The organism is Trichococcus flocculiformis, from assembly GCF_900113645.1.
GTDB classification, from domain to species: Bacteria; Bacillota; Bacilli; order Lactobacillales; family Aerococcaceae; genus Trichococcus; species Trichococcus flocculiformis.
In genome coordinates, this window is record NZ_FOQC01000017.1 from 1 (window position 1) to 12,052 (window position 12,052).

Genomic DNA, 12,052 nt, shown 5'->3' on the forward strand with positions numbered 1-12,052 from the left:
AAGGCACCTAGTGCCATCCTTACCGGTTTGGCGATGTTTCCTCTGTCACTGTTGAACAGAGCAGCGTACTTATCTTCAATGACTGACCAGGGAATCGAATCCGCTTTTTTGACCCAACGGTTTTCTGGGTTCATCGTCAGGCCCAATGGCTGATCGAAGTCATAAATGGTTAATTGCCGATTCGTCTGCTTTTTGTACATTTTCATCGCCTCTTCGTATCATTTTTGAAAAAAGTGCACGGGTTTTTGGTGTTTTGCGCTGGATTCCATGCATCTATTATACCAAAAAACATCTAAAAACGCTGTTATGATAAGGTTTGTTAATTATTCAGTAGACATTATTTACAGGGTCTATTTCAATCACAAGGGCACTTTTCCAGTTTTCTCTTAGTCCATTTAAGCGATAGTTAATAATCTCAGTGTTGTCATTCAAAATCTCTTCTAAATTATCCATGAACAGATTCCATTCAGACTGTACTTGAAGGGAATGGAAGGAGAGAAGGGATTTTAGAACAAGCAAAGCTACGAAGAGGGTGTTTTTATCTCCATTAGTAACACCATATTGTTTCATGTCTTCCTTTTTTAATCTGGGAAGAACAATATACTTCTTCCCGTAAAAACGGCTATGGTGTGCGGATATATTCCGAAGGTAACGGGACACGGAGATCCAGCTAAGGACAAACTTTCTGTTTTCTCGTTCGAAAACCCTATCCGACCATTCATTTCGATAATCAGTATTCAATACGGATAGGAAGGTATCCACTTGGCCGAAGGTGAGTTCTTCCACCAAGACCCAAATAGGAATGCAACCATTCCGCTGCTTGAAATGGTGCTCAATAAATGGTTCCTTGCTCTTATGGAGTGCCCCAGCAAAGCTTTCCATCGTTTCAAGATATGTCTTATGGGAGTTATATAGAGCAGGATCGAGATAGCATTCCGCCTTTACATATTCGGTATTTTCATATATGTGACTGAGGTGATAGGCGACACTTGTTTTGATCCATTTCTCGATTCGAGAGGTGAAATAGTGGATTTCTCTGCGCAGGAATTCATCAATTTGGTAGATTCGTAGAGCGTCTGTGTAGGAATACTTATCCCCTTGACAAGGGAGAAGTTTCGGAAAGATGGAAAAGTTGTAATAGTTATTGTACTGGAAGAATTCTTGAGCAATTTGCCTCTCTTCTTCTGTAAAGGACAAGTTATGACCTTCATCCTCTCCAGAAAGGATTGTTATAAAATTTTCCAAAGTGGAGGGTTCCTTCATCAATTCCCCTACATCTTTACTTTTTTTGAAGTACCTTGGGCGGTTCTGCTGTTCCTCAATTACCTGTACAACTTGTTGGTATGTTTCAAAAAAATAGGTCAAACTAATCCACCTCGCTATCTACTCAAAAAAAAAGACTTACCCTGGTCCGCTATCGATCTTTCGATCAAGGAAGCGTGGTAAGTTCTAGTAGAATTATACTAACATGTCAGGCTGAAAATAACAAGGTTTTGGCTTATGCAATCTACCAATTCATTAGAAAGGTAAATTGATGAGAGATGAGAATTTCTACACATCTATTTCTACCATGATTGGAATATGATCACTGTAACTTATCCACTTGTCATAAGGTTCTATTTCAAATGATTGTAAGATGGTTGCCGGGCAGAAGAAATAATCTATGTGAAAGGGTCGAGTCTGGTGCCTGTATAAATAAAAGGTTTTTTGCGTTTCGCATCCTTGAATTTCTTTGTTCAATACATGATAGGCGCTATCAAGTCCTGCAGATTTTAAGTCATTAACAACTGCTGAGTGATTTCTGCGTTTATGCCCCTTGTTCCAGATAGCATTGCTATTGAAGTCTCCTCCGACAATACAATTTTCTAAATTATACCTATGGATTTGGACGTAGGTGTGAATATCTTCTATCCTAATGTATTTTGTGTGGAATATGTGTATGAAAAAAAGAGTCCAGCAGGCTAGACTCTTAATTTTTCTTTCAACGCTTCTGTTAACGTTGCGGAGAAATTGATGCCGGCTTCTTCAGCTTGTTCAGCCAAATCGACAGGAATCGTTGTATTTTTTCTGACAAAAGGCATTTTTACTTTTTTAGCGGCTGCAATAAGATCAACCATAATATAGCTCACAATCGCTTCGGGATTATCGGCTTGGACATCTGATAAGTGGGATGCTACGGGTAGGTTTTTTTCATCATAAAGCATCAATTCCAATGCTTCAGCACCTTTGGCCAGTGCATCTGGAATTCCGACTCCTTCGGAAATTGCTCCCGGGACATCCGGAAAGGTTACTGTGTATGTTCCTGTATCATTTTCGCTATCCTCGAGAACTGCGGGATAAGCAACATAGTGCGTGTGCGCCATAATAATTTCCCCCTCTATATAAATCATTTATTTTAGTCCGGCTTGCTTCAGAATATTGTTGTAAGTGCCAGGAGCTAGTTCATCTTTGAGACCACTGTAAGGCACCGTTACTTTATGTCCTGTTTCATCTTCGTAACGATGATGGTCACCAATGATGCGAACATCAATGAACCCATGTTCCTTTAATAACTTCAAAACTTTCCTGGCTGTTTGTGACTTCTCTGTAACTCCTGTCCACATTTACATTATATACGCACTATGCGCATTTTCCAATTCTGTAATTCATTGAAACAATTTAATTCTACAGATTTTACCTATTCCATCAATCCCTAGAATTTACGGGAATATACTCTGGAAACTTTAAAATTTCGTCTATGTGCAACTTATTTCGGACCGTGTTTCGCCAATCTAACTCTAATGCAATTGGACAGGGCTTTAATCCAAAATTCATAGAACACGCGTTCTTGAATATATGTCCCAATAGACGTATACTTAAATGGTATTCTACACAGCGACTGGGGAAGGGGGGGCGTCCAACATGTTCGAATTCATAAATAAAATATTCAAAAATAAAAAACTAACCGAAGAAGAAAAGATATCGATCATCGAATTGGTGCATACGGAGGAGTCTTTCATCAATCCACGAGATCTTATCGCGGAGCAGGAACGTCAGAAAATAGCTCAAAAGAAAGCTGAGAAAAAGGCTGCGGAAATGGCTTGGATCAGTTACGTTTCTCCGCCAGTAAGAATGAATGACAATTTTACAGAGCAAGTTGAGGAAGTGGTTGGTGCACTATTTGAAAGATTATGCACCATCGTCGATATGGAATTGAAGAAGAAGCGTAAAAATATCAAACATGTGAAATATGAGCGTTACTATTATCATGTGACTGCTTTTGACGAAATCTACCGGTTATCCAGAGAGGTGGTTTTCTCGTTTTACAGACAGGATAATATGCATCCAGAAGCCTATTTTTCCTATGACCTACAAGCCATGTTGCCCCGGGACATTCAAAAAATACTCGTCTGCGAGGTTGAAAAACATCGTAAATATTTACCTTTTCCGGATGAGGAGACCAGAATAAAATTTGGATTGACGCAATTCGGCACCAAAATTGTTTGGTGGGATCCGTCAGGAATGTTGCGCGAAAAACAAATTTTTGACGGGATCGAAATGGATTATTTCAATCACCTGAGGAGACGGGTGACGAGGTTTACCGAAGTACCGGCTGTCATGACCCTCTGTTTGGGGAAATACGTGGACCTTATGCAAATTGTCTTGCATGATCTTGAGGATGGATCCATCAAATGGAAGATCAAACCCAATAATTATTTCAGGAAATATTTCCACTTGCCACTGGATGATGAGCGTATCTGGGCAGAAACGGTCCGCTTGCCGGTAGACCTTTATCTCCTAGCCGAAAATATGATCCGCAAGGAGGTCGAGGGTCTCCGCGTGGTGCCTGCTGAGGAAAGCCTGCAGAATCTGCAAAAATATTTGCCTGATGAAACGTTCCTGAAAATCCAAGGATTTCTGAGCCAGGAAGTTGAGTTGGAGCTGGATTATCCGACCATCGCAGCCTTGCGGAACGTGAACAAGACCGTCTGGCATGAGGCTGGCAACCTGTTCATCAGCCAACCGCTGGAGCAGCTCAGTGGGCTGCTTGAGGATGTTGCAAAAGATCCGGATCTGAAAAAGATAGCTACGAAAGTGATCAAGCAAAGCGAGGATCAGGAGAAGCGTATCCTGTTTATTTTTTTGATGGAAAAGATGGATTTGCCGGTATCAAAAGCGGTGCAAAAACAACGGGATGGCTTCATTCATCCAACCAGACAGGCCGATTATCAGCAGCTCCTTCTTGATGCGACTCTGCCTTTCGAAAGTCTGCCTGAGCTTTTGAAGGAATGCGCGCAACCGATGCGCAGAGAAATCAAGCTGGACACAGCCTTGATCACTGCTTCGCATTCTGCCTTGGATACCATTATTGATATGGTCGACACCTACCTGAGTGAGGATGAAACAAGCGAAGAGCTGAATGCGGCTTTGAGCCTGAACATGTTTGCCGACATGGAGATGTCGCGGGCTGAGGAACAAAGCGAATCAGAAAGTGCGGTCTCCACATCGGTATCTGCTACCGAAACTATTATAGAAGAACCGGAAAATCTGGACAGTGAGCAGGAGTCTGAGCATATGCTGTTCCTGAAACAGTTGGTGGTAGGCAACGGGATATCTTTGGATGACTTTAAAGTACATGCAAAAAATAATGGAAAACTCCATCAGGCGTACCTAACAGAATTGAATGAAGTGCTGTATGAAATATTTGATGATCAAGTACTGGTGATCAGCCAGCAGCAGGTCATCATCGAAGAGGATTTTATGGAAGAAATGAGGGAATGGCTATATGGCTGAAAGTAGGTTGAGAAAGAAGGATGCCCAAACGATTATCGCCTCGCTTGAGGCAGGGGTCGTACCGGTAAAAGGGGTCCAGCACGTTTTGGTGGGCAGGAGCAATGAAGTCAAGGAAATCATCGAAACCTTGCAAAAGTTGGAAGACGGCAATAGCGATCTGCGGTTTTGGGTAGGTGATTTCGGGTCGGGCAAAAGTTTTGTTTTGCGGACGATCGAATCGTTGGCGTTGCAAAAGAATTTCGTTGTCTCCACAATCGACTTGACCCCGACGCGTCGTTTCTATGATTCATCCGGGAAAGCGTTGGCGTTGTATAACGAAGTCGTCAATAAAATCGTCATTAAGAATAACCGCGACGGTAATGCCATCGAGACAATCGTCCAGCAATGGATTCAGGTTCTGCTCGAGCAGATTGCCGCGGAAAACAGCCTCACCGTTCCCGTTTTGATGGAAAAGTCCCATTGGAAATTGGTGGAGAATGCCATTCTGAAGACGACGAATTCCTTCTATTCATCGGGGCTGTCATATGAATTCGGGCAAGCGTTGATGAAATATTTTGAAGGGATTGCCGGCGACAATATGTCCCTTCAGATTGAAGCGATTCGTTGGATCCGCGGGGATATCACGACAAAAACGGAAGCCTCCAAAGAATTGGGCATCAAGAACGTCATCAACGATGCAAACTATCTCATCGCCTTGAAAAATCTGGCGGAATTATTCCTGAAGATCGGCTACAAGGGATTTGTCATAAACTTTGATGAATCAGTCAATCTGTACAAATTACCCCGTTCTTTGACCCGGGAAAAAAATTATGAAATGATCCTCAATCTGTATAACGAAACGAAAACGAATGAAGCAAAAGGGTTGTTCATCAATTTTGGCGCAACGAAGAACACGGTTTATGACGAGCGGAGAGGGTTGGCCAGCTACGGCGCTTTGAAAACACGCTTCGGGAACGAATTGATGAAAAATAAGGACTATGTCAATGTGAACAGTACCGTCATCGATCTGAAGCCGCTGACACCGGAAGAAATCTTTATCCTTTTGACCAAGCTGTTGGAAATATACAATACGGCCTATCAAACGACTCTGGCGGTGAAGGACAACGAAATCCAGCAATACATGGAAGACCAGTTGAACCGGCCAGGAGCTGCAGCATTTTTGACGCCGCGGTCCGTCATCAAGGATTATATCGAAATTCTGTCCTTGCAGCGCCAGAACCCGGACCATTCTTTCGCTCAGATCCTTGCCGATCGCTTCGGCAGAAAGTCTTCAGTTGTGGCGAAGGATGCAGATGATCACGATGAAATAGAGGTCTACTGATGCAGGCATTCGACAGTCTCAGTCGAGATATCCAACAGTACATTTATGATAAAGGCTGGCCAAGCTTAACGAATATTCAAAGTGCGGCCATCAAACAGGTTGCCAATACCGATCATAACCTGATTTTGTCCGCTCCGACGGCATCGGGGAAAACGGAGGCGGCATTCATTCCGGCGTTGAACAGTGTCGAAGATTGGGAAACAGGGCTGAAGGTGCTGTACGTTTCCCCTTTGAAAGCTTTGATCAATGATCAATTTCAGCGCATCAGCGAGCTCAGTGAATATTTGGATATTCCGATTACGCGTTGGCATGGCGAAGTGTCCCAAACGCAGAAAAGAAAGGTTGTCAATCAACCGAAAGGTATTCTATTGATTACGCCGGAATCGATCGAGGGGATGCTGGTGAACCGGCCGGGTGAAGCGGAGCACCTCTTTAAAGGAGTGGAATGGATCATCATCGATGAACTCCATAGTTTTCTGGGGACGGAACGGGGCATTCACCTACAGTCGCTGCTGCAACGAATCAGCCGATTCATGCAAGCACCGCGGTTCATTGCGATGAGCGCAACCCTAAATAAAAAAGATTTTGGCTATGCGAAAGCCTTCTTCGGCAGCCCGCGCCATACGGATATCCTCGTGGACCGCGATAAAAATGATTTGTTCATCACGATAGACTACACGAGTGGTGAGGCGGGTCCATTCGTCGCACGGGAATCCTTGGAGGCGATCTATCGGTATTCCAAAACAGAAACGATGCTGATTTTTCCGAATTCGCGTAACCGGGTGGAAGAAATCACCCATAAGTTGGACAAGATGGCAAAAAAGGAGAACGCACCGATCCGCTATTTTGCGCATCATTCGTCAGTCGATAAACTGTTGCGTGAAGAAGTTGAATTTTTTGCCAAAAATAACGAGGAGCAGCTGTTCACGATCACCTGTACTTCCACACTGGAACTGGGAATCGACATCGGATCGGTGGACAGCGTGGTGCAGTATGGCTCCCCACCATCCACTTCTTCGCTGAGCCAGAGACTGGGACGCAGCGGACGGAGAAGCCACCAAAGCATCCTTCATATTGTGGAAGACGACTCCTGGGAAATGCTGCAAACCTATGCCGCACTGGATTTGCTCGAGCAGGGCGAACTGGATGCGACGGAAATGATCGAGACACCCTACAATGCCTTAGCGCATCAAGTGATGGCGATCCTCTTCCAAAAGGTCAGTGTACCGATGACACAATTGCTGCAGCTGAACAAGAATTTTCCAGTCTGGAGAACGATTCCGGATGAAGATTTGGCGCTGTTGATCGGCTACATGGTGGAACAGGATTTCATTGAAATCATGGATGACGAAGCCATCGTCGGCTTGGAGGGAGAACGTCTGCTACGCTCCAGGGATTTCTATGCACTGTTTTTCACGACCAGTGATTTTTCTGTGCACTATCAGCATGAGCGCATCGGCAGTCTGCCGTTCACACCGGAAATCCAAATCGAAAGCAAAATTCTGTTGGCGGGCCGGGTATGGATCGTGAAAGATATCGATGTTAAGGCAAAGCGCATCCAGGTGGAAAGATCAAAAGAGGGAAAACCGCCGAAATTCATCAGCGACGAAGGTTTCGTTTCCAATGAAGTACGGGAAAATATGGAAAAGTTACTGCGGACGGGAGAGTACCTGAATCTGAACAACGATAAGATTACGCGCGACTTTGACTTTCTGAAAAGTGCACTCTACTTTGATGCAGGCAATTATTGGTTTGAGGACAATCAGACCAATATCGGCATCGTGACGTTCAAAGGCACCAAGTTCAATATCGCTTTGCTGTTGCTCATCAAGAGTATTGTGGGTGAGGGGGAGAAGTATCAATTGCACGATAAGCATTCCTTGATTACCGGTCCCGACCTGAAAAGAATCATGCAAAGGCTGACTGATGAGGATGTTTCTTTGGACACCGTTGCGGCCTACCTAGATAGAAACGAGAAGGCCATCGAAGAATTGACGGTCCATCAAAAATTTATGCAATTGGTTCCCACATGCTTGAAAATCAAATGGATCCTGAACAACTTCTTTTCGGTTTGAATGTGACAGAGTACGAAATAGGGCATACCATCATTTTTGGTGTTGTGCTCTTTTTCGTGTCTATGAAGGCGGAAAGATTGTCTTAAAGCCATATTTTATGCATACTAAAAATATAGACTTTTTTCTATAAAGCCTAATTATTTTGACTTTTCTTGTTTAAAGCTAGATTATTTAACGAGAGGTGCAGTGCTAAGATATGCAAAAATATGTCGTCATATCCAACGATATTCGGAATAAAATCGTAAATGGAGAGTTCGTTGCTAATCAACAGATTCCCTTCGAAAAAGATATGTGCATCCATTACAACGCAAGCAAAATGACGGTCAAAAAAGCGGTGGATATTTTGGTTGCGGAAGGGTTGATCATCAAACGGAGAGGATCCGGTACTTTTGTGAAGGATCTGAATCTGGAGGAAATCGAGCGCGTGACGATGGCGAATCAATTCCGCGGCACAACTGCGCTCAATGCCGGGAAGAAGGTCCACAGCAAAATACTGAACTTTTCAATCGTGAAGGTGCAGGAAGATGCCGCGAAAAAGTTGAATATTTCTCTTGGCAGCTTTGTATATGACATCTATCGCGTACGCTATGTGGAGGACGAGCCGACCGTCATGGAAAAAATCTACATGCCGATTGATTTGATTCCTAACATCAAAGAAAAAAATATCAACGGATCCATTTATGACTACATCGAAAAGGATCTTCATTTGAAAATACAAAGTGCGCATCGGACGGTTTCTGTTCGCAAAGCCACTGATTTCGAAGCGGATGAGCTGGGACTGGAAAAGGGTGATCCTGTGGCGGTAGCCGAACAGGTCGGCTATCTCGATACCGGTCATGCGTTTGAGTTCTCCACCTCTGTCCATCGCTACGATAAATTTGCCGTCGAAATCGTTTTGACGCGCAATTGAGCGGAAGTTCTGTGAGGGCAGTTGCGATTTGGCGGCGCGGTGGCTTGAACTCCGGGGAAGCTGTCGTTGGACGGAGAAGGGGGGCAATCGCTCCCATCCTCTGGTGGCACAGCGCTAGCCTAAGAAGGATATCCGAAAAGCATCATGAACTCCTGCCAAGCCGTCATTCGCCGGAGAAGCATACATTATTGAAATTTTTAGCACAGAAGGTCCCCCTCGAAAAATGAGGCGGACCTTCTGTGTTTTCTATTAGTTTTTCATGCCTTCAATGAAATCGATGGCGGACTGCAGGATGCTTTTGTCGTTATCATAGGTGATGGCCTGTAAAGCTTCGTTGAACGGCATCCAGGCGAAGTCGGTGACTTCGGCATCCTGTTTTTCAATCGTTTCTGTGTGAGCGAAGGCGATGAAGTAGACGACTTCTTTCATTACGTCGGGAGCCGGAGAGTAGCTGACGGATTTCCGGAAAGCGGTGCTGAGGTCAGCGTTCAAGCCGGTTTCTTCCTTGATTTCCCTCAATGCTGTTTCGACTTCCGTTTCGCCGGTTTCAACGTGGCCTTTCGGGAAAGCCCAATGGCCGCCGTTTTCATGTTTGATCAAAAGTACTTTTCGGTTCGTGTTGTCTGGGGAGAGCACGATGGCTCCGCATGATTTTTCTGATTTCATAGTTGATGCTCCATTCATTTGTTTCGTCATCCATACAGATGTGTGCTTACAGTATAACAAAAAATTTGCCCACATAGCATTCAAATCAGCCATGGAATCTTTTTGCATAATTCGGATATTTCGGTACGAATACCCGTAAAAACTCTGGAATGTTCGCTTCCAATCCCTGTGAAGCTTGAAAATGTGAAGATTCTCATAATGAAAGCCCTTATAATTCGGTATTTACACTTTACAATTGTATGTGATATCGATATAATTTTATTTGTCGTTAATAAACGAATTATATTTTGTTTTGCAATAATTAATGTTCGTTATCAGGAGGAGAAGCATGGAAGAGAAAGTACATTCAGGCCTGACTTACGGTGTGGAAGATAAACCGGATTTAGGCACGACAATCGTTTTAGGATTTCAGAACGTCATCACCGCTTTTGGTGGTTTAGTGGCAGTACCGCTTATTATTGCCGGAATCGCAGGTTTCGGGGTTGAGGATACTGCTTATATGGTCAGCGCGGCGCTTTTGGCCTCGGGTATCGTTTCAATCATTCAATCAAAAGGTTTTGGTCCGAAATGGTTCCGCGTCGGTGCAGGCTTACCGACGATCATGGGAACTGACTTTGCCTTTGTGGCGCCGGCTGCTTCCGTCATCGGTGCTGGCGGCATCACTGCCTATTTCGGCGGTACGATGTTGGGGGCTTTGTTGGAAGTTGGTTTAAGTTATTTTGTAAAACCTTTGTTGAAATTTTTCCCGCCAGTTGTTACCGGATCGGTTATTTCTTTAATGGGGATGACGCTGATGTCCGTTGCGATGGGCTGGGCAGGCGGTGGTTTCGGATCTGAGGATTTCGGTAATCCGATGAACATCGGTATCGCAGTGCTTGTGTTCTTGGTCATCGCTTTGATCAACCATTATGGTCCAAGCAGAATTGCGCCAGCAGCTGTTCTGATTGGTGCCGCAATCGGTTATGTTGTCTGTATTCCGTTGGGGATGGTCGACTTCGGGCAAGTCGTTGCCGCTGAATGGTTCGCGTTTCCACAATTCTTCAAATTCGGAGTGCCTGATTTCAAACTTGAATACGCAATTCCTTTTGTATCCGGATATCTGGTGACAGTCATCGAAACAGTCGGCGTTATGCAGACATTGGGCGCTGTTACGGAAACGAAACTGACGGATGAAAGAATCGCTGCCGGTGTCCGTGCGGATGGTTTCGGTTCATTCATCGCGCCTTTCATCGGTTCCGGTCCTGCCGCAACCTTCAGCCAAAATGCTGGATTGATTCCGTTGACCCGCAATGCTTCCCGCAAAGTAGCCATCATGGGCGGTATCATCATGATCGTGATGAGCCTGTTCCCTAAATTTGCTACGCTGATTTCAATCATGCCGCAACCTGTATTGGGTGGTGCCGGCATCTTGATGTTCGGTACGGTTGCCGCTGCCGGTGTGCAATCATTGTCGCGTGTTGAATTCAACAACCGCAACATGATCATCGTCGCTTCTGCGTTGGGTGTCGGTCTGGGTGTTTCCTTTGTTCCGGATACAGTAGCGCAATTGCCAGGCATCTTGAGCGGATTGTTCTCATCCGGTATCTCCGCAGGAACAATCGTTGCATTGGTATTGAACATCATTTTGAAAGAAAAAGCTTAAACATACGCTGCTTAAGCAGCTTGAATGAAAAGAAACACGTAAGCATCCGCTTGGCTGCTTGCGTGTTTCTTTTCATACTATTTATTTTTAGAGTATTCGAAAAATTATTTTTCGCGCTTTACTTCAATTCGATAGCCATCAGGGTCCGTCACAAAGAAATAAGTCGGTGTGCCGCCTGAAAGTCCTTTTAACTCACCTGTTTCATAAGCAGAAGCTTTACAAACTTCATGCATTTTTTCTAGATCACTGACAGTCACACCTAAATGACTGAAGCCATTCCCTACATTATAAGGCTCGGCATCGTAATTGTAAGTGAGCTCAATTTGCACAGAAGAACCGGGAGAATTCAGATAAATTAAATCAAACTTATTTTCAGGGAATTTTCTGTGGCTGGCAACCTCAAAATCAAATAGATTCGTATAGAAGTCTAAAGTAGCGTCAATATCTCTGACACGCAGGCAAATCTCAACGAGTTTTTGGTTCATATATATTTCATCCTCCAATAGTTTCATATTTTCATTCTAACATGAATAGGTTATATAGGCACTTTATTCGCCTGAAGCCGAGCTTACTAAAAGAGTTAACTATCGATATGAAAAAAGCAACGACAAATGATAAGCTGGTTGTCCGATAACCCGAAAGAATCGGACATTCCGCTCTGCTAG

Annotated in this window: 10 protein-coding genes and 1 pseudogene; 5 read left to right on the plus strand and 6 right to left on the minus strand. The window is 44.2% G+C overall.

What is annotated here, in order from left to right; translation table 11 throughout:
• The 4 genes and pseudogenes from BMZ71_RS07600 to BMZ71_RS07615 all read right to left on the minus strand — a co-directional run.
• Positions 1-200 (minus strand): annotated as a pseudogene (locus BMZ71_RS07600) (IS5/IS1182 family transposase); the annotation flags it as partial.
• Positions 201-327: 127 nt separating this feature from the next.
• Positions 328-1,365, minus strand: a complete 1,038-nt coding sequence (locus tag BMZ71_RS07605; RefSeq protein ID WP_086989362.1) for an Abi family protein — start codon at positions 1,363-1,365, stop codon at positions 328-330.
• A gap of 596 nt (positions 1,366-1,961) precedes the next feature.
• Entirely contained in the window at positions 1,962-2,363 is a 402-nt protein-coding gene (locus tag BMZ71_RS07610) for a type II toxin-antitoxin system HicB family antitoxin (RefSeq protein ID WP_086989363.1), read from the minus strand.
• A 27-nt stretch (positions 2,364-2,390) separates the two neighbouring features.
• On the minus strand, positions 2,391-2,603 hold the full coding sequence (locus BMZ71_RS07615; RefSeq protein ID WP_086989364.1) for a type II toxin-antitoxin system HicA family toxin: 213 nt from the start codon (positions 2,601-2,603) through the stop codon (positions 2,391-2,393).
• Between the two features lie 298 nt (positions 2,604-2,901).
• On the opposite strand from BMZ71_RS07615, the gene BMZ71_RS07620 reads away from it, so the two are divergent.
• The 4 genes from BMZ71_RS07620 to BMZ71_RS07635 all read left to right on the plus strand — a co-directional run bounded on the left by BMZ71_RS07620 (position 2,902) and on the right by BMZ71_RS07635 (position 9,079).
• Complete coding sequence (locus BMZ71_RS07620) at positions 2,902-4,773, plus strand: tellurite resistance TerB C-terminal domain-containing protein (RefSeq protein WP_177187539.1); 1,872 nt, start codon at positions 2,902-2,904, stop codon at positions 4,771-4,773.
• The gene (locus BMZ71_RS07625) at positions 4,766-6,094 is read left to right on the plus strand and encodes a BREX system ATP-binding domain-containing protein (RefSeq protein ID WP_086989366.1); all 1,329 of its coding nucleotides are present in this window, start codon (positions 4,766-4,768) and stop codon (positions 6,092-6,094) included. Before BMZ71_RS07620 ends, BMZ71_RS07625 begins: the two co-directional genes overlap by 8 nt.
• Positions 6,094-8,169, plus strand: a complete 2,076-nt coding sequence (locus BMZ71_RS07630) for a DEAD/DEAH box helicase (RefSeq protein ID WP_086989367.1) — start codon at positions 6,094-6,096, stop codon at positions 8,167-8,169. The genes BMZ71_RS07625 and BMZ71_RS07630 overlap by 1 nt, the downstream gene beginning before the upstream one ends.
• Before the next feature lie 196 nt (positions 8,170-8,365).
• The gene (locus tag BMZ71_RS07635) at positions 8,366-9,079 is read left to right on the plus strand and encodes a GntR family transcriptional regulator (protein WP_086989368.1); all 714 of its coding nucleotides are present in this window, start codon (positions 8,366-8,368) and stop codon (positions 9,077-9,079) included.
• Positions 9,080-9,328: 249 nt separating this feature from the next.
• On the opposite strand, the gene BMZ71_RS07640 is transcribed toward BMZ71_RS07635, so the two are convergent.
• Positions 9,329-9,745 (minus strand): bis(5'-nucleosyl)-tetraphosphatase, encoded by a 417-nt coding sequence (locus tag BMZ71_RS07640; RefSeq protein WP_086989369.1) that lies wholly within the window; start codon positions 9,743-9,745, stop codon positions 9,329-9,331.
• A gap of 328 nt (positions 9,746-10,073) precedes the next feature.
• Between BMZ71_RS07640 and BMZ71_RS07645 the strand changes: the two genes are divergently transcribed.
• Positions 10,074-11,387 (plus strand): uracil-xanthine permease family protein, encoded by a 1,314-nt coding sequence (locus BMZ71_RS07645; protein WP_086989370.1) that lies wholly within the window; start codon positions 10,074-10,076, stop codon positions 11,385-11,387.
• Positions 11,388-11,491: 104 nt separating this feature from the next.
• Here the strand turns inward: BMZ71_RS07645 and gloA are convergent, their stop codons facing one another.
• A complete protein-coding gene (gene gloA / locus BMZ71_RS07650) occupies positions 11,492-11,872 on the minus strand; it encodes a lactoylglutathione lyase (RefSeq protein WP_086989371.1) in 381 nt (126 codons plus the stop codon).
• Between the last annotated feature and the right edge of the window lie 180 nt (positions 11,873-12,052).